At 73.4% G+C, this 17,345-nt stretch carries 16 protein-coding genes; 5 read left to right on the top strand and 11 right to left on the bottom strand.

The window, feature by feature from the left end:
- Positions 1 to 103 precede the first annotated feature (103 nt).
- The 5 genes from SMA5143A_RS23565 to SMA5143A_RS23545 form a co-directional block, all read right to left on the bottom strand.
- Entirely contained in the window at positions 104 to 1,054 is a 951-nt protein-coding gene (locus SMA5143A_RS23565; protein WP_107464836.1) for a 3-hydroxyacyl-CoA dehydrogenase NAD-binding domain-containing protein, read from the bottom strand.
- A gap of 37 nt (positions 1,055 to 1,091) precedes the next feature.
- Positions 1,092 to 2,159: an LLM class flavin-dependent oxidoreductase gene (locus SMA5143A_RS23560; RefSeq protein WP_107464835.1), complete on the bottom strand. Its 1,068-nt coding sequence runs from the start codon at positions 2,157 to 2,159 to the stop codon at positions 1,092 to 1,094.
- A gap of 10 nt (positions 2,160 to 2,169) precedes the next feature.
- Positions 2,170 to 2,634 carry a nuclear transport factor 2 family protein gene (locus tag SMA5143A_RS23555; RefSeq protein WP_107464834.1) on the bottom strand — a complete coding sequence of 155 codons (465 nt, stop codon included), beginning with the start codon at positions 2,632 to 2,634 and terminating at the stop codon, positions 2,170 to 2,172.
- Between the two features lie 60 nt (positions 2,635 to 2,694).
- Entirely contained in the window at positions 2,695 to 3,816 is a 1,122-nt protein-coding gene (locus SMA5143A_RS23550) for an acyl-CoA dehydrogenase family protein (protein ID WP_107464833.1), read from the bottom strand.
- Positions 3,817 to 4,407: 591 nt separating this feature from the next.
- Entirely contained in the window at positions 4,408 to 4,965 is a 558-nt protein-coding gene (locus SMA5143A_RS23545) for a nuclear transport factor 2 family protein (RefSeq protein WP_181361980.1), read from the bottom strand.
- A gap of 142 nt (positions 4,966 to 5,107) precedes the next feature.
- Here SMA5143A_RS23545 and SMA5143A_RS23540 point away from each other — a divergent pair, with 142 nt between their 5' ends.
- The 5 genes from SMA5143A_RS23540 to rfbA all read left to right on the top strand — a co-directional run bounded on the left by SMA5143A_RS23540 (position 5,108) and on the right by rfbA (position 10,506).
- The gene (locus SMA5143A_RS23540) at positions 5,108 to 6,265 is read left to right on the top strand and encodes a nucleotide disphospho-sugar-binding domain-containing protein (RefSeq protein WP_107464832.1); all 1,158 of its coding nucleotides are present in this window, start codon (positions 5,108 to 5,110) and stop codon (positions 6,263 to 6,265) included.
- Positions 6,266 to 6,377: 112 nt separating this feature from the next.
- Positions 6,378 to 7,433 carry a hypothetical protein gene (locus tag SMA5143A_RS23535; protein ID WP_181361979.1) on the top strand — a complete coding sequence of 352 codons (1,056 nt, stop codon included), beginning with the start codon at positions 6,378 to 6,380 and terminating at the stop codon, positions 7,431 to 7,433.
- 26 nt (positions 7,434 to 7,459) lie between these two features.
- Entirely contained in the window at positions 7,460 to 8,461 is a 1,002-nt protein-coding gene (locus tag SMA5143A_RS23530; RefSeq protein WP_107464830.1) for an aromatase/cyclase, read from the top strand.
- A complete protein-coding gene (locus tag SMA5143A_RS23525; protein ID WP_205632263.1) occupies positions 8,458 to 9,375 on the top strand; it encodes an NADP-dependent oxidoreductase in 918 nt (305 codons plus the stop codon). Before SMA5143A_RS23530 ends, SMA5143A_RS23525 begins: the two co-directional genes overlap by 4 nt.
- Before the next feature lie 177 nt (positions 9,376 to 9,552).
- Positions 9,553 to 10,506 carry a glucose-1-phosphate thymidylyltransferase RfbA gene (rfbA, locus tag SMA5143A_RS23520; protein ID WP_107464829.1) on the top strand — a complete coding sequence of 318 codons (954 nt, stop codon included), beginning with the start codon at positions 9,553 to 9,555 and terminating at the stop codon, positions 10,504 to 10,506.
- Between the two features lie 124 nt (positions 10,507 to 10,630).
- Here rfbA and SMA5143A_RS23515 read toward each other — a convergent pair whose 3' ends face one another.
- From SMA5143A_RS23515 to SMA5143A_RS23490, 6 genes are all read right to left on the bottom strand, one after another.
- Entirely contained in the window at positions 10,631 to 12,085 is a 1,455-nt protein-coding gene (locus tag SMA5143A_RS23515) for an MDR family MFS transporter (RefSeq protein WP_107464828.1), read from the bottom strand.
- Positions 12,086 to 12,153: 68 nt separating this feature from the next.
- Positions 12,154 to 13,593 (bottom strand): multicopper oxidase family protein, encoded by a 1,440-nt coding sequence (locus SMA5143A_RS23510; protein WP_107464827.1) that lies wholly within the window; start codon positions 13,591 to 13,593, stop codon positions 12,154 to 12,156.
- On the bottom strand, positions 13,587 to 14,228 hold the full coding sequence (locus SMA5143A_RS23505) for a hypothetical protein (protein WP_146193933.1): 642 nt from the start codon (positions 14,226 to 14,228) through the stop codon (positions 13,587 to 13,589). The genes SMA5143A_RS23510 and SMA5143A_RS23505 overlap by 7 nt, the downstream gene beginning before the upstream one ends.
- Before the next feature lie 368 nt (positions 14,229 to 14,596).
- Entirely contained in the window at positions 14,597 to 15,457 is an 861-nt protein-coding gene (locus SMA5143A_RS23500) for an oxidoreductase (protein ID WP_107464825.1), read from the bottom strand.
- Positions 15,454 to 16,404 (bottom strand): aromatase/cyclase, encoded by a 951-nt coding sequence (locus SMA5143A_RS23495; protein WP_107464824.1) that lies wholly within the window; start codon positions 16,402 to 16,404, stop codon positions 15,454 to 15,456. Before SMA5143A_RS23495 ends, SMA5143A_RS23500 begins: the two co-directional genes overlap by 4 nt.
- Before the next feature lie 26 nt (positions 16,405 to 16,430).
- Positions 16,431 to 17,216 carry a 3-oxoacyl-ACP reductase gene (locus tag SMA5143A_RS23490; protein WP_107464823.1) on the bottom strand — a complete coding sequence of 262 codons (786 nt, stop codon included), beginning with the start codon at positions 17,214 to 17,216 and terminating at the stop codon, positions 16,431 to 16,433.
- Between the last annotated feature and the right edge of the window lie 129 nt (positions 17,217 to 17,345).

Raw genomic sequence — 17,345 nt, 5'->3', positions numbered from 1 at the left:
GGCGGTGACCTGGGGTTTTCCAGGGAAAACGGGACCGGCGGGTGCCGTGGAGGCACCCGCCGGTCGGGGGCGCGGGCGCTCCGTACCCCGCGCTGGCCGTCGTTCAGGCTTGGCGGTCGCCGACCTCCGCCAGTGCCTTGAGGACGGCGGTCTGCCGGGTGTCGCGCTCGCGCACCAGCTCCTCGTACGACGAGCCGCCGTACACCTGCTCGGCCTGCTCGATGAGGGACTGGATCGTCGCCTCGTCCAGGGTGGGGCGGCCGAGCAGCTCCCAGCCCTTCTCCAGGCCGGAGCCGAGCGTGCCGAGCCACTTGCGCAGGCCGCCGGTGCCGCCGCCCAGGTGGAAGGCGAGGAAGGGGCCCACGGTGGCCCAGCGCAGCCCGATGGAGTGCGTGACGACGCGGTCCAGCTCCTCCAGTGAGACCACGCCCTCCTTCACCAGGTGGATCGACTCGCGCAGCAGCGCGGACTGGAGCCGGTTCGCCGCGAACGCCAGGACCGGCTTGCGCAGCACCACCGGGACCCGGCTCACCGACTCGAAGAACGCGACGGCCTCCCGCACGGCCTCCGGGGAGGTGCGCTCACCGGCGACGACCTCCACGAGGGGGACGACGTGCGGCGGGTTGAAGGGGTGGCCGACGACGAGCCGGGCGGAGTCGGCCATGAGGGCGCCCATGTCGTCGGGGTTCAGGGTGGAGGTGGAGGACAGGATCAGCGCGTCGGGCCGGGCCGCCTTGCCGATCCGGGCGAAGAGTTCCTGCTTGAGTTCCAGGTTCTCCGGCGCGTTCTCCACGATGACGTCGGCGTCCGCGACGGCGCGCTCCACCTCGGGCTCGAACTCCAGGCGCTCCGCGAAGGAGGCCGGGTCCTCGCTGCCCTCGGGGAGGAACGGGGCGAACAGGTCGAGGGCGTCCTGGACGATGCGCGGCGCGTCGGGCCTGCGGCTGTTGACGCGGACGCGCAGTCCGTGGCCGAGGAACAGCGCGATCCAGCCGAGGCCGATGGTGCCGGCGCCGACGACGGTGACCGTCCGCGGCGGTGCTGGGGGCGTCATGGGTGGGTGCCTCGCTTCGGGGTCGACGGGCCGGCGGTCACCGGGCGGCGGACAGCTTCGGGATGACCTGCTCGGCCATCAACCGCATGGTCGTGGCGGCGTCCTCGAAGGACAGATGGCCGGAGTGGACGCCGAGGCTGATGGTGATGTCGTCGCCGAACCACTCGGCGATCTGCTCCAGTTGGGCGCGGACCTGGTCCGGGGCGCCGATGAGGAGCTTGTTCTGCGCCAGCTTCCCCTCGAAGTGCGAGGTCCTCGTGGCCTCGACGAGCTTCTCGTAGCCGGGGTAGGCGGAGCTGCGCGTGGTCTCCCAGGAGGCGACGGCGGCGCGGATCGCCGCGGAGTTGCGGTCGTCGTCGTGACGGCCCTTCGTGCGGGCCGTGTCGCCGTCCTCGGACACCACGCACGGGTAGCTGAAGTGGATCTGCTCGGTGCCCGGGGCGCGTCCGGAGGCGGCCCACTCCTCGCGGTACACGGCGAGCCGGCTCTGGAGCTCCTCGGTGGACATCACGTTGGGCACGGTCTGGAGGTGGTGCCCGGCGCGGCCCGCCTCGGCGCACGACTCGGCGCTGCGGGCGGTGGTGACGAACACCGGCGGGTGCGGGTCCTGCACCGGGCGGGGCAGCAGGGTGACCGGGCCGAAGCGGTGGAAGCGGCCCTCGAAGACCACGTCCTCCTCGGCCCACAGCCGCTTGATCGCCTCGACGCCCTCCACAAAGCGGTCCTTGGACTCGTCGATGGGGATGCCGAACGCCGTGAACTCGTCGGGCAGGAAGGCCCGTCCGAACGCGGCGTCGACCCGGCCGCCCGACATGGCGTCGAGCATGGCCAGCTTGCCCGCCAGCTTCACCGGGTGCTGGAAGGCGGGGATGGTGGCGCTGGTGCCCAGCCGCACCCGACGGGTGCGGCCCGCGGCGGCCGCCAGGAACGTCACCGGGTCGGGGCTGTAGCCGCCGTACGCGAAGAAGTAGTGCTCGACCATCTTCACGTGGTCGAAGCCCAGTTCCTCGGCGAGGTCCACCAGGCGCAGCGCCTCGTCGAAGTACTGCGGGGCCGGTTTGTCGGCCGGGCCGACGGTGGGGAAGAAGACGATGCCGAACTTCATCGTGTGCTCCTCAGTCCCGGGCCGAGCCGTCGTGGGTCAGATCGCGCTGCCGCACCTGCCAGGCGCCGTTCACCCGGACGAGGTGGTCGTGGCAGACGACGCTGGCGAAGATCTCCAGCTGCCCGCCGCGCGGGGTGCGCATGGCGAGGGCGTACGCGCGGGTGCGCACCGAACCGTCGTCCTGGGGGCGGACGTCGAGCATGCCCAGCCAGTGCCGGAAGTCGATCTTGTCGGCGTCGAGCCGCTCCTGCCGCGCCCGGGACGAGGCGCGGATGACCTCGCGGCCGCGCAGCGGCTCGGCCAGCCGGCTGGCCTCGGCGAACACCGCGTCGGTGGTGAAGGTGTCGGCCCAGTCGTCGGGCCTGCCGTCGTCCAGCAGGCCCATCTGGCGGGCGTAGAACTGCTGGATCTCCGCGTACAGGTCGGCCGGGGCGAACGACGCCGTCGCCGGGTCGGGGGTGTTGGGGTGGCTCATGCCAGCTGCCTTCCGTAGGTCGTGTGACAGGTCGGTACGAGGACGGGGCGGCGCCGGGGGTCAGCCGGCGGCGGGCTCCAGCAGCCGGGCGCCGTACGCCCCGCCCGCGGTGTCGAAGCGCAGGGCGACATGGCTGGCCAGGCAGTGCACGTCGCGCCAGATCCGCTGGAGGGGGTGGGCGGCGAGCTGGCCGGTGCTGCCGACGGTGCGGAACAGCTGCCCGACGACGTCGACGAGCTGGTCCACGGCGTGCGCGCAGTCGGCGGGGTTGCGCACCTGCTCCAGGGGGGTCGCCGCGGGGGCGTCGGCGACCCGGGCCGCGCGCTCCAGCAGCAGCTGGGCCGCGTCGACCGTGACGGCGGCTCGGGCGAGGGCGATCCGGGGGCCGGGGTTGCGTTCGTCGGTGTCCATCGCCGTGTGCTCGGACCACACCCGCAGCGCGCCGCGGGCCGCGCCGAGCGCGGGGGCGGCGAACAGCAGGCCGCTGACCAGCCGCAGCGCAACGGTGTGGCAGCGGGCGGTGGAGGCGACGGCGCGCCCGGCGAGCATACTGTCGCGGGCGAAACCTCGGTGCCGGGGGACGAAGACGTTGTCGACGGTGAGGGTGTGGCTGCCGGTGCCGCGCATACCGATCGCCGACCAGGTGTCGACGACCTGGTAGTCGGCGCGGGGCAGCGCGAAGAACCAGGGCACGTGCCGGTCGTCCTGCGGCACCAGCGCGCACACCAGCGCCCAGTCGGAGAAGCCGACGGCGCTGGTGAACTCCCATTCGCCGGTCACCCGCCAGCCGTCCGCGACCTCCGTGACCGCGCCCCTCGGCATGAGCGCGCCGACGACCACGGTGTCGGGGCCGCGCTCCCACAGGTCCCGCTGGCCGCGCTCGGGCAGATAGGCGCCCATGCGGGCGGCGCCCGCGGTGACCGACGCGCACCAGGCGGCCGAGGTGCAGCCCTCCGCCAGCGCGGCGACCGCGTCCAGCAGTTCCCGGGCGCCGCCCTCGGCTCCGCCGAAGCGGGCGGGCACGAAGTGCCGTGCGAAGCCGGCGCGGACGATGCCGTCCGTCACCGCCGGTGCCAGTTCCCGGTCGGTGTCCGCGTCGGCGGCGTACCGGGCCGCGGTCGCTGCGAGGTCACCGGCGCGCTCCGGCAGACCGGTTCGGCTGGTTGTCGACTGGCTCGGCATAGAACCCACTTCCTCACCCGGTGATCTGCTGGAACACATCCGGCACCCGCCGCACGCCGCCCACCGTGCGGGGGCCCGGTGGAACCGGTCTTGAGCCACGCTCGACGGGGCGGCCGTGTCGGGCGCACGAGCCGTCCGCCCGTGACGCGGCTGGACGGCCCACGGTGGCCGCCGGGGGTCGGGGGCCGGTCCAGGACGTCTTGAGATGCGCTCGATGCGGGGGGGCGGCGGGGGTTGGCCGGGAGGCCGGGGGTTGGCCGGGAGGCCGGGGGTTGGCCGGGAGGCCGGGGGTTGGCCGGGAGGCCGGGGGTTGGCCGGGAGGCCGGGGGTTGGCCGGGAGGCCGGGGGTTGGCCGGGACACCGAGGGTCGGCCGGGAACACCGGGTCGGGTCGGGGACGCCGGAGCTCGGCCGGGACACCGAGGGTCGGCCGAGGACACCGGGTTGAGTTGGGGAACACCGGAGTTCGGCCGGGGCACCGAGGGTTGGCCGGAGATTCCAGGGGCGGCCGGGGATTCCGGGGGCGGCCTGAGACGCCGGGCTCACCGGAGGTCGCCGCAGGTTGCCGGAGGGTCGGACGCCGCCCGGGGGTTCAGTCGCCGGAGCGGCCGTCGGGGACGAGGCGGCGGTGGCGGACCAGCCAGCCGGAGTCGTCGGGGGCGCGGACCAGGTCGTCGTGGCACACCAGGGAGCCGCGGACGGCCAGGGCGCCGCCGCGGGGCGTGGCCATGGCCAGGGCGTAGTACCGGGTGCGCAGCGAGCCGTCCTCGCCGCGGCGGACGTCGAGCATGCCGAACCAGTGGCGGAAGTCCCAGCCCTGGGCGGCGATATGGGCGACCCCGGCGGCCACCGAGGCGCGGATGGCCTCACGACCGACGTCGGGGGTGTCCCCGGCCAACTCGATGACCGCGTCCTCGGTGAACGTCTCCGCCCAGGCGCCCGGGTCGGCGCCCGCACCCTCGATGAGGTGCATCTGCCGGGCGTAGAACTGCTGGACCCCGGCGTAGAGGGAGGCCGACACGGGTTCCCCGGCGGGGGGCACGGGGAGATCCGGGCGCACGAGCGGGTCCGGGGCCGTACGGGGGCCCGGGGTCACGAGGGGGGCCGGGGTCACGACGGGGGCCGGGGTCACGACGGGGTCCGTGGGCATCGGTAGGGGCCTTTCGTGGGGCGGTCGTGTGTGGCGGCGAGTGTCGGAGCCGTCTCTCGAGCACGGGTTGAGCCGCCCCCGGCACGGTCACGGCAGCGGAGTCCACCGAAGACCCGATGTCCACGGAAACGAGGTAACCGCCATGCGCGTGCTGTTCAACGTCTCCCCCGGCCTCGACCACCTGTATCCGGCACTGGGCCTGGCCTGGGCGTTCCGTACGGCCGGCCACGACGTGGCCGTGGCGACCGCGGGCGTCTCCGTCGACGCCGCGGCCCGGGCGGGCCTGACCGTGCGGGACGTCGCCCCGGACGCCGACTTCAGCACGGTGTTCCCGAAGAAGGGCACGCCCGAGGAGCGCGTGCGGATGATGCGGGAGCGGGGCGCGGAGATCACCCGGTCGGAGCGGACGCCCGAGATCATCCTGGAGAAGTTCGGCCTGATCAACGACATGATGGCCGACGGGACGCTGGAGTTCGCCCGCGGCTGGCGCCCCGACCTGATCGTGTACTCGCGGCTTCAGGGCACCGCACTGCTCGCCGCCCGCGACCTCGGCGTCCCGGCGGTGGAGAACGGCTTCAGCTTCCTGCGTGAAGGCGACCTGCCGTCCCGGATGCTCCCCCACCTCGCTCCGACGTTCGAACGGCTCGGGGTGCCGGTGGAGCTGCCGTTCGTGCAGCCCGTGTACTTCACCTCGCAGAAGCTGATGCGCGGCGAGGGCGAGGGCTGGTCGATGCGGTCGATGCCGTTCCAGGGCGGCGGTGTGCTGCCGGACTGGCTGGCGGCGCCGAAGGAGCGGGCGCGGATCGTGGTGACGCTCGGCACCATCGTGCCCGGCGTGGCCGGTTCGGGCAGCCTGCGCAGTGTGCTGGACGCCTCGGCGGGCCTGGACGTCGAGTTGGTCCTCGCGCTCGGCGACCACGTCGACCTGGCGCCGCTGGGCACCCTCCCCGAGAACGTCCGGCCGGTCGGCTGGACCCCGCTGAGCGCGCTGATGCCGACCCTCGACGGTGTCGTCCACCACGGCGGCTGCGGCACCATGCTCGCCGCCGCGCAGGCCGGCGTGCCCCAACTGGCCATGCCGTACGGGGCCGACAACTGGATCAACGCCTCGATCATCGAGAGCGAGGGCATCGGCTTCGACCGGCAGCCCGAGCAGGTCGACGGATCCGTGCTGCGCGCCCTCGTCGAGGACGGGCCGGTCCGCAAGAACGCCGCCGCGCTGGCCGAGGAACTGGCCTTGGAGCCCGGCCCCGACCGGATGGTGACGCGTCTCGTCGAGCTGGCGGGCACCCGGCTCTGAACCCCCGACGTCCGGCCGCGGGCCTCGACCGCGCCACGACCCGGACTCGACCGGCGGTGGAGCGGGCGCCGAGAGCATCGGCCGTATCTGCAAGAGGAAGGCAGGCAAGCACGTGAGATCCCAACTGTCGCCCCTGGCCGCGCGCGGCCTCGGTGTCGCCCTGGGCACCGCCACCCTGACGGCGGTGACCGCGTTCCCGGCGGGAGCGAGGACGACCGTCACCGACCTGGGCACGCTGCCCGGCGGCGCGACCAGCCTGGCGTACGCCGTGAACGACGCCGGGACCGTCGTCGGCTCCTCGGCGAACGCCGACGGTGTCACCCGCCCCGTCCGCTGGAGCGCCGACGGGCTGATATCCGACCTGGGGACGCTGCCGGGCGACGTGTCCGGCACGGCGTACAACATCAACCGCGCCGGTGTGGTCGTGGGACGCTCGGTCGGCGCCGACAAGGCCGAGCACGCGGTGCGCTGGACCCCCGACGGCCGCACCGCGCAGCTGGCGGGGCTGCCCGGCTCGACCCGGAGCAGGGCCTACGGCGTGAACGCGCGCGGGGTCGCCGTGGGCTTCTCGGCCACTCCGGAGCTGGTGTACAAGGCGCAGCGCTGGGACGTGGACGGCAAGGCCACGCATCTGCCGCCGCTGCCGGGCGACGTGTCCAGCGCCGCCGCGAAGATCAACGACAGCGGGGCGGCCGTCGGCTTCTCCGGCGCCCCGGACGGCAAGCAGCACGCGGTGCGCTGGAACGCCGACGGCACCACGGTGTCCCTCGGCGGCATCCTGCCCGGTGACGACTCCAGCCAGGCCAGCTGGATCAACAACCGCGGGGCCATGGTGGGCAACTCCTACAAGGCGGGCAAGGGCTACGACGGCCCCTTCCACGCGGTCAAGTGGTCGCGCTCGGGCACGGCGGTCCCGCTGAGCCCGCTGCCCGGTGACACGGGCTCGGCGGTGTACGGCATCAACGACGCCGGGGTCGCGGTCGGGTTCTCGTACACGCCGGGCGGGGTGTTCCACGCGGTGCGCTGGTCGCCCGGCGGCCACGTCACCGACATCGGCGCGGCCGTGTCGGGGCCGAGCGAGGCGTATCTGCTGAACAACGAGGGCGTCACCGTCGGCTATCTGACCACCGATCAGGGCGCGGTCCGCGCGGCCCGCTGGAGCGGCTGAGCGGCCCCCGACGCGAGGAGGAGCACATGGCATCGCCACAAGCGGTGAGCGAACGGCACGAGGTCACGGTGCGGGCGGCGGCCGGCGACGTCTACCGGCTGCTGGCGGATCTCGACGCCTGGCCGCGGGTCTTCCCGCCCTTCGTGCACCTGGAGCGGCTCGGTTCCGTGGACGGGTACGAGCGGGTCGGCATGTGGGCGCTGTCCGGGGCGGGTGAGCCGGCCGGCGGCCGTGTCGAGCACTGGGTGGCGCTGCGCCGTACCGACGAGGACGCGCTGCGCGTCGAGTTCCGGCCGGAGCGCGTGGAGCCGCCGCTGGAGTCGCTGTGCCGCACCTGGTCCGTGGAGGCGGCCGGGGACGACCGTTGCGTGGTGCGGCTGGAGCACGCCTACCGGCTGAAGGACGACGACCCGCGGGCCGCGGAGTCGGTGCGGCGCACCACCGAGGAGATCGCCCACAGCGAGCTGGCCGCGGTGCAGACGGCCGCCGAGATCACCTGCGGTTTCCCCGAGCTGCTGATGACGGTCGAGGACGTGGTGGAGATCGACGGGCCGCCCGAGGAGGTCTACGACCTGCTCTTCGACGCGGCCGGGTGGCCGTCGGTGATGGCGCACGTGGTCCGGGCCGATGTGCGCGGGAGCGGACCGGGAGCGCATGTCCTGGAGATGGAGACGCTGGAGCGGCACGGCGGACGGTTCACCACCCGCACCGCCCGCGTGGGTCTGCCGCACCACGGGATCGCGTACAAGCAGTTGCTGCTGCCGCCGCTGGGCAGTTCGCACCATGTGCGCTGGCGGATCGGGGCCGGCCCGGACGGTTCGACGACGGTGACGTCGGTGCAGACCGTGGTGATCAGGGAGTCCGGTATCGCGGCCGTCCTCGGGGAGGGCACCGGGCTGGAGACGGCGCGTGAGTTCGTGCGGGCCGAGCTGAGTTCCAAGGTGCGGCTGATTCTGGACGCCGTGAAGGAGCGCGTCGAGTACAAACGGCAGCACGATCAAGGCGAGCGCAGTGGAAAGGACGCATGATGCGAGCGGCGACGTTGTCCTCGTTCGGGCCCCCCGAGGTGCTGGAAGAGACGACGCTGAAGGAACCGCAGGCCGGGCCCGGGGAGGTTCGGGTACGGGTGAGGGCGGCCGGGGTGCTGCCGTTCGACGTGCGGGTGCGCGGCGGGTGGACCCCGCCGTTCATCAAGCGCGAGTTCCCGATGGTCCTCGGCAACGAGTTCGCCGGGGTCGTCGACCAGGCGGGCGAGGGCGTGACGGCGTTCGCGCCGGGCGACGAGGTGCTCGGTTACAGCGTGCTCGGCGCCTACGCCGAGTACCTGACGGTGCCCGCCGACCAGATCGTCCGCAAGCCGGCGGACATGCCGTGGGAGATCGCCGCCGGTTTCCCGGGCAACGGGCAGGGCGCGCACATGGCCCTGTCGACCGTGGGCGTGGAGCCGGGTGACACGGTGCTCATCAACGCGGCCGCCGGCGGCTTCGGCACGTTCGCCGTGCAGCTGGCCCTGGCCTGGGGCGCGGGCACGGTCATCGGCACGGCGAGCGAACGCAACCACGACCATCTGCGGGCCCTGGGCGCCGTGCCGGTCACCTACGGCGAAGGGCTGGAGGAGCGGGTGCGGGCCATCGCGCCCGACGGTGTGGACGCGGCCGTCGACGCGGCCGGCCCCGAGGCGCTGCGGGCGTCGGTGGCGGTGGCGAAGAACCGCGACCGGGTGGTCACGATGATCGCCACGGAGGAGGCCGAGCGCCTGGGCCTGCGGGACGTGGCCGGAGCCCGGTCGGCCGAGCGGCTCGCGGAGCTGGTGGACCTGTACACCGAGGGCAAGGTGACGATCCACCTGCGCGCCACCCACCCGCTCGCCCACGCCGCCGAGGCGCACCGGGACGTGGAGAGCGGGCACGGCCGGGGCAAGGTCGTGCTGACCGTCGACTGAGCGCGCGGAAGCGGGGCACGACACGCGCCGGTCCCGTGAGGGGGCGAGTCCTACTGGGGCTCGCCCCCTCACCGCTTCGAGGTGTCCACGACCGGGGCTTCGAACGGGTGGGCGCACGCTCGTCACGACGACGGCACGAGCCGACGACGACAAGCCGACTACAGAGGTGAGCAGAACGTGAAGGGAATCATCCTCGCCGGCGGGAACGGCACCCGGCTCCACCCCATCACCCTCGGGGTCTCCAAGCAGCTGCTCCCGGTCTACGACAAGCCCATGGTCTACTACCCGCTCTCGGTGCTGATGCTGGCCGGCATCCGGGACATCCTCGTCATCTCCTCGCCGAAGGACCTGCCGCAGTTCCGCCGGGTCCTCGGCGACGGCAGCCGGCTCGGCCTGCGCCTGTCGTACGCCGAGCAGCCCGAACCGCGGGGCCTGGCCGAGGCGTTCGTCATCGGGGCGGACCACATCGGTGACGGCCCGGTCGCGCTGGTCCTCGGGGACAACGTCTTCCACGGCCCCGGCTTCTCCCAGGTGCTGCGCAGCCATCTCCCGCACCGGCAGGGCGCGTTGCTGTTCGGCTACCCGGTGCGGGACCCGGAGCGGTACGGCGTGGGCGAGGCCGACGCGGAGGGCCGTCTGCTGTCGGTCGAGGAGAAACCGAAGCGCCCGAGGTCCGACCGGGCCATCACGGGCCTGTACTTCTACGACAACGACGTGGTCCGCATCGCCCGGAACCTGAAGCCGTCGGCGCGCGGCGAGCTGGAGATCACGGACGTCAACAAGGAGTACCTGGCCCGCGGTCAGGCGCGTCTGGTGGACCTGGGGCGCGGCTTCGCGTGGCTGGACACCGGCACGCACGACTCGCTGCTCGACGCGTCCCTGTACGTGCAGACGCTGGAGCGGCGCCAGGGCCTCAGGATCGCGTGCGTGGAGGAGGTGGCGCTGCGGATGGGGTTCATCGACGCGGACCAGTGCCACCGGCTGGGCGAGGAGCTGGGCAAGTCCGGGTACGGGGAGTACGTGATGGCGGTCGCCCGGGCCGCGCGGGCCGACGGCACGGCGGTCGGCACCCCGGCGGGCACCTCGTCGGGCATCTCGGCGGACCCGCGGGGCATCCGGCGGGTGGCGTGACGGGAGCGCGAGGAAGAGACCGCCCGGTCGTCCACGGGGACGGCCGGGCGGTCTCTTGTCGGCGGCGTACGGGCGGTGTCTTGTCGGCGGCGTGGGGGAGTCTCCGCGTGGGGCGTGCGGGTGGTCAGTGGTGTCCTGACTCCGCCGGCTGTCCCTCCTCCTGCTCCACGCCGGTCTCCGGCTCCCTCGGCTTGCGCGGCATGAGGAGCGCCGGCAGCAGCATCAGCGCGACCAGGCCGAGCACCCACCAGAACGTGTCCCCGTACGCCGCCGCGTCCCCCGCCCCCGCCTCGCCGGGCGCGGCGCTGAGGCCGACGGACAGCAGCAGGGCGACGAGGGCCGTGCCGAAGGACGCGCCGACCCGCTGCCCGACCGCGATCAGTACGGTGCCCCGCGCGATGCGGTCGGCGGGCACGTCACGGTAGGCCGTGGTGATGACCGCGACGCCGATGACGCCGAGGCCGAGGCCCCGCACGCACAGGGACAGGCCGAGCAGCAGGTCGCCGGGGTGCTCGGCGAGCCGGGTGAAGGCGACGGTGCCGAGGGCGGCGACCACGGTGCTGCCGAGGATGAGGGTGCGCGGGTCGTACCGGTCTGTGAGCGCGCCGGCCAGCGAGATGCCGATCAGCATGCCGAGGCCCTGCGGGGCGAGCAGCCAGCCCGTGGTGGAGCTGTCGTGGCCAAGCACCCGCGTGTAGTACAGCGGCAGCACGAAGAGGGTGCCGTAGATGGCCACGCCGTGCAGCAGGATCAGCGCCGAGGACGTGGAGAACACCCGGGAGCGGAACAGCCGTACGTCGAGCAGGGGGTCCGCGGACCGCGCGGAGTGCACACAGAACCCGGCGACCAGGGCGAGGCCGGCCAGCAGCACACCGAGGGTGAACGGGTCGGTCAGCTGGGACACGTCCCGGACCCGGGAGAAGCCGTAGACGAGGGCGACCATGCCGGGCGGCAGGAGCAGCATGCCGACGCGGTCGACTCGGGTGCCGCGCCGCTCGCCCGAGGAGGGCAGCACCTTCCAGGCGAGGGCGAGGGCGAGCAGGATGACGGGCACGTTGACGAAGAAGATCCACCGCCAGCCCGCCGCGTCGATGATCAGACCGCCGGCCACCGGGCCCATGATGGGGGCGAGTTGTCCGGGGATGCCGACGAGGCTCATCACCCGGCCGAAGCGCTTCGGCCCGGCCGCCTCCGCGAGGATCGCCTGCACCATCGGCAGCACCATGCCGCCGCCGATGCCCTTGACCACGCGGAAGGCGATCAGGCTCTCCACGGACCAGGCGAGCCCGCACAGCACCGAGCCGGCCAGGAACACCACGAGGGCGAACATCCACATCCGCTTGTCGCCGAAGCGGTCCACGGCCCAGCCGACGAGCGGGGTGACCAGGGCCAGGGTCAGCAGATAGGACGTGTTGACCCAGGACAACGCGGTCTCGGAGGCGTCCAGTTCCTCACCGATGTCGTTCAGGGCGACACTGACGATGGTCGAGTCCAGGAGGGACGCGATGGCACCGATGAGGAGGGTGCCCGCGAGGACGAGGAGCTTGCGGTCCAACCGTTCGGGGGGCGAAGTCTGCATGAGGGCAACCTAGGAGCCCCTGATCCCGCCCCCCTCGAATCCGGCTCGAGATCCGGCCACCGAGGTGTTCAGGCAGGGTTGATGTCGATGCGTCCCATCTGGCCGCCGGAGGAGTGGCCGAGCTGGTGGCAGTGGTAGAGGTACTGGCCGGTGTAGGGGCCCCAGGTCATGGCGATCTTCACGGTCTCACCGGGGCCGAGGCACACGGTGTCCTTGAGCCCCGAGTCCTGGACGCCGGCCGGTCTGCCGTTGCGTTCGAGGACCCGGAAGTACGTCAGGTGCGTGTGGAAGCTGTGGTACAGGTGGAAGTCCGGGGGCGCCGGGAGCGGTGCCTCCACGTTGCGGATCGTCCATATCTCGCTGCTGCCGACGGTGGTCGCCACGTCGACCCGGTCCGGGTCGTAGCTGACGCCGTTGATGGTCATCGCGGGGAACGTGCGCAGCTCGAAGTCCCGTTCCACCGTGCCCCGCGGCACCGGCGGCAGTGTGGAGAGGCGGGCCGGGACCTGGCTGTTGTCGGTGCTCCTGCGGTCGATGTCGAAGCGGAGCACCTCGGGGCGCTCGGTGGGCAGGGCGCCGGTGTTCTCCAGCACCACCGACTGGCCCACGACGTAGCGGGAGAAGTCCACGACGACCTCGACGCGTTCGCCGCCCAGCATCAGCAACTCGTCGCGCTCAACCGGTCGTTCCAGGAGACCGCCGTCCGAGGCGATCTGCGTGAACGGCGTGCCGTCGGCGAGCCGCAGCCTGATGTAGCGGTTGGCGCAGGCGTTGTAGAGGCGCAGCCGGTACTTGCGGGCCGCGACCTTGAAGTACGGCCGCTCCTTGCCGTTGACCAGCATGTGCGGGCAGTCGGAGGGGCGGGTGTAGCGCAGGGTGCCGTCGGTCTCCACGCGGGCGTCCCGGATGACCAGCGGGACGTCGTGGGCGCCGCGGGGCAGCGGCAGCTTCTTCTCCTCGGCGTCGCTGATCAGGTAGAGCCCGTGCAGGCCCTTGTAGACGTTCTCGGCCTCCAGGTGGTGGGCGTGGTCGTGGTACCAGAGGGAGGCCGCCCGCTGCTTGTTCGGGTAGTGGTACGTCCGGTTGCCGCCGGGCGCGATGACGTCCATCGGCAGGCCGTCGTGCTCGGAGAGGACCTCACCGCCGTGCAGGTGGACGGCGGCGTTCACGGTCAGGTCGTTGTACTGGCGCACCTCCACCGCGCGCCCGTGGCACGCCTTGATGGTGGGGCCGGGGAACGTGCCGTCGAAGGTACGGACCCGGGAGGTCAGCCCCTTGACGATCTCGACGTCGGCCTCCCGCATCCGCATCTCGTAGACGTCGGTGGTGGCGCCGCGGGTGAGCGGGGCGAGGGTCTTCGGCACCGGCAGGGCGTGCGCGAAGGGCACCGTCTCCGCGAGGTCGCCGGCCGCGGCGGCGGACCCGCTGCCGCTCAGTCCCTCCCAGGGGAACAGCGCGGCGGCACCGCCCACGACGGCGGCCTTGAGCAGATGGCGTCGGTTCAGCATGATCGGGTTCTCTTCTCCACGAGTCTCGGCGGACGGTCCGCGCGGTGCCGTGCGCCCGACGGCACCCCGACGGCGACGGCGAGCAGCAGACCGGCCGGGGCGCAGATGCGCAGCGCGGTCAGGGCGTGGTCGCCCGCAGCGGCCCACGACTCGGCGGGCGCGCCGGGGGTCAGGGCGATCGCCAGCGCGGTCACGGGCACGGCGATGGCCGCGCTCACCACGCCGCCCACGACGGCGAAGGTCCACGCGCCGCCGCCCAGGTGCCGCACGGTGTGCGCGGCGAGGGCGAACAGGGGCAGCAGCAGGTACAGGGCGGCGGTGGCGAGCGCGAGGTACAGCACGGGCCCGCTCGCGTCCCCGCCGGCGTGCGCGGTGTGCCCGGCGGCGGACGGACCGCCGCCGTGCCACCAGGCGTGGTCGCCGGGCTGCGGGGCGGGCGGACGCGTCCGCTCGTACGCGCTCCAGGCGACGGCGGCGGCCTGCGCGGAGGCGCAGACGCCCAGCGCGAGCGGACGCAGGGACAGGACCGCGCGCCAGGCGACCCGCCGGACCCGCAGAGCGACCCCACGAGCGGCCCGCCCCGGCCCGCCGGCCCGCACCGCCACGCCCAAGGCAGCACCGGACAGATCCGCCACCCCAGGGCCGCCCGGCGTCCCCGAGGAGACCGACCGCGCACCGGCCGGCGGAACAACCGATGCGCCCGGGAAGGCGGACCGCGCCCCAGCGCCCGGCTCGCCCGACCCGCCGGAACGGGCCGCGGCACGAGCGGCCGGCCCCGAGGCAGGGCACCCCGGGACCCCTTCCCCCGAGGCGCCCGGCGCACCGGGCAGGCCGCCCGGCGTCCCCGGGGAGGCGGGCCGTGCCCCGGCGGGCGGAACGCTCGGCGTGCCGGGGGAAGCCGGCCTCGCTGCCGCGCCGGGACCGGCCGGCGTGCCGAAAGCGGTCGGGGGCGGGTCGGCGGCCGGGCCCGGGGGCCGCTCCGTCGCCGGGCGCGCGGTCGGGCTCACGGTCGGGCGTCCGTCGCGTCGTGATCCGTTGTGCGGGCCAGCGCGTCCCACTCCTCCCACTCCGCGAGGCGTTCGCGCAGCACGCGGGGCGCGAGGTCGGCGGCGCTGTTGCCGAGCAGGATCCTGAGCGGCGGCCGCTCCGCGTCGAGCAGCTTCAGCAGGGCCTCGCCCGCCTTGCGCGGGTCGCCGGGCTGGAGGTGGGCGTACGCCCCGGACAGCCCGTGCCGCCGTCCCGCGAGCACCTCGTCGTACTCGGGCATGGGCGTGGCGCGGACCATGCTGCCGGCGCTCCACTCGGTGCGGAACTCGCCGGGCTCGACGATCGTGACGCGGATGCCGAAGCCCGCGACCTCCAGCGCCAGGGTCTCGCTCATGGCCTCCAGGGCCCACTTGCCGGCGCAGTACATGCCGAGGTTGGGGTAGGTCGTGAGGCCGGCGATGCTGGACATCTGGAGGATGTGGCCCGCCCGCTGACGGCGCATCACCGGCAGCACCGCCTGGGTGACCCACAGCGCGCCGAAGAAGTTGACGTCGAACTGGTCCCGGACCTGCTGTTCGCCGACCTCCTCGACGCCCCCGGCGAGTCCGTAGCCCGCGTTGTTGAGCAGGACGTCGATCCGGCCCACCCGCTCGACGGCCTCGGCGACGGTGGCGAGGACGGCGGCGCGGTCGGTGACGTCGAGGGCGAGCGGGACGACCCGGTCGCCGTACCGCTCGACCAGGTCGTCTAGGGACTCGGGCTTGCGGGCGGTGGCGACGACCCTGTCGCCCGCCTCCAGCACGACCTCGGTGATGGCCCGGCCGAGCCCGCGGGAGGCGCCGGTGACCAGCCAGGTGCGCGGTGAGTGCCCGCTCATCGCGCGGCCGCCCTGCGCTTCTCGGCGTACTCCTTGGCGTGGCCCAGCGTGGCGCGGCTGTTGGAGCCGAGGGCGCCCCGGATGAACTCGCGGGCCTCGGGCACCCCGGCGTCCGCGCCGAGGATCTTGGTGATGTTGTCGGCGTTGAGGACGACGGTGTGCTGGGAGGTGGCGGTGGTGACGCCGTCCTCGTCCTCGTCGAGCTGCCAGTAGCCGGTGTGCAGGGTCATCAGCGCGGGCAGGGTGGTCTGCTTGTAGGCGATGCGGTGGTGCGGGAAGCAGACGCGGATCGACTCGGTGGTGTGCTTGGAGCCGTCCTTGGTGAGGGTGTCCATGCGCAGCACCTGAAGGCCCGGGGTGTCCTCGCGCAGGGAGACCTCGGCGACGTGCGGGAGGCGCTCGCGCCAGCGGTCGGCCTCGTTGATGAAGTCGTAGACGTCCTTCGCGGAGCCTTCGACGCGGACGCTGTCCTCGAAGGAGAGGGTCAGTCCGACGGCCCGCACGGCGAGTTCGGCGTTGGTCTTCAGGGAGGCCAGCTCGGCGCGGCTGTTGCGGTCCACGGCCGCGTCGATCCAGGCGAGCCGCTCGGGGTCGTCGTCGATCGCGGAGTAGTCGTGCAGGAGCCGCACCCGGGACTCGGCGTCACCGAGCGGTTCGATGATCCAGGTGCCGCCCATCGCGGCCACCGGCGGGGCGGGGACCTCCTGGCGGAACTCGATGCGCAGCTCCTCGGGGTGCAGGACGCGGCGCGACGTCCAGTTCTTCGGCTCGCCGTTGGCGGTGGCCCAGATCCGGATGCGCTCCTCGCGCTCGCCCTTCTCGACGTGGTCGACGTAGATGGACGGCGGGAAGATCCGGGGCCAGTTCTCCACCTCGGCGATCAGCCGGTACAGCTCGGCGGCCGGGGCGGCGACGGTGATCTCGTGCTCGACCTCACGGGTCGTCATGTCCTTCTCCCTTTTCGTCGGGCCGGTCAGAAGTTGCCGAGGCCGCCGCAGACGTTCAGGGCCTGCGAGGTGATGGAGGCGGCGGTGTCGGAGGCCAGGTAGCCGACGAGGCCGGCGACCTCCTCGGGGGTGGAGTAGCGGCCGAGCGGGATCTTGGCCTGGAACTTCTCCAGGATCTTGTCCTCGGTGGTGTCGTACGCGTCGGCGTAGCCCTGCCGCACCCGCTGCGCCATGGGTGTCTCGACGTAGCCGGGGCACACGGCGTTGACGGTGATGCCGGTCGGGGCGAGCTCGTTGCCGAGGGCCTTGGTGAAGCCGACGACGCCGTGCTTGGACGCCGAGTAGGGGGCGCCGAGCACGACGCCCTGCTTGCCGGCGGTGGAGGCGATGTTGATGATCCGGCCGCGGTCCTTGTGGCGCATGCCGCCGGTGGTGAGGACCTCACGGGTCATCCGGAAGACACTGTTGAGGTTGGTGTCGATGACGTCGAGCCACAGGTCGTCGGTGAGGTCGGCGGTCACCCCGCCCCCGCTGCGGCCGGCGTTGTTCACCAGCACGTCGACGGTGCCGAAACGGTCCACCGCGGCCCGCACGAACGCCTTGACGTCGTCGGCGGAGCGCACGTCGCAGGCGACGCCGTCCACTTCCAGGCCCTCCTCGCCGAGTTCCTTGACCGTGGCGCGCACGGCGTCCTCGCCGCGCGCGCAGAGGAACACCCGGTGGCCCCGCTGCGCCAGCAGCCGGGTCACCGCGAGGCCGATACCGCTGGTCGCACCCGTGACGACGGCGACCCGTCGCTCCTGTTCCGACATGAGCTCTCCTGGATAGTCCGGTCCTGGCGGCAGGAGGTTCGCGCCCGGTGCTGGAGCGGCGCTCGAACACCTCTCGGGACCTCCGGCGACGGCCCGTCCGCCACCGCGCCGACCATCACGGCTCGATCC

It is taken from the genome of Streptomyces sp. MA5143a, assembly GCF_900290235.1.
Taxonomy (GTDB): domain Bacteria; phylum Actinomycetota; class Actinomycetes; order Streptomycetales; family Streptomycetaceae; genus Streptomyces.
This window is presented reverse-complemented; position numbering and strand designations above follow the sequence as displayed.